A 477-nucleotide genomic window follows, 5' to 3' on the forward strand; every position below is an offset into this window, starting at 1 on the left:
CTTCCAGTCGGCAGGACTCAGGCTGGGGCGATCGGTGGCGTTGGCCGACTGTCGATAAGGATCGACCGGATCGGGTGCGTCTTTCAGCGCCAATGCTGCAGCGACATTGGTCGCCTGGTAGTTCAGCTCGCGGGCCTTGGCGTAGCTGGCGACGATCGGCGTGGCGTTGGGGTTGTCCACGCCATCGGCGGTGGTGTCTGCCTTGCCCTCGCGCGCCCAGGCGCGGCCATCGAAGGACCAGTGCGTGTCATCGCCATCGGTCTGCCGGTAGATCGCGCGGTTGTCGAGCAGCGCGGCGGCCTTCTCGCCGGCCACGCTCATGAAATAGGCATCGGCGGCGATCAGCACCATCGGCCCGGCGCCGGAGCTGCCCAGCGCGTAGGCGGCCGTCGTGCCGCCGGCCCAGCCACCGACATTGCGCCCGGTGAAGTGCGCCAGCTCTGATTGCGCGGCGAGCGGGTTGTCCTGGCCGAGCAA

At 68.8% G+C, this 477-nt stretch carries 1 pseudogene; it reads right to left on the bottom strand.

The features are described 5' to 3' along the window. Positions 1 to 477, bottom strand: a pseudogene (locus XcuCFBP2542_RS19060) (hypothetical protein); the annotation flags it as partial.

The sequence above is a fragment of the Xanthomonas cucurbitae genome (assembly GCF_002939885.1).
GTDB lineage: Bacteria > Pseudomonadota > Gammaproteobacteria > Xanthomonadales > Xanthomonadaceae > Xanthomonas > Xanthomonas cucurbitae.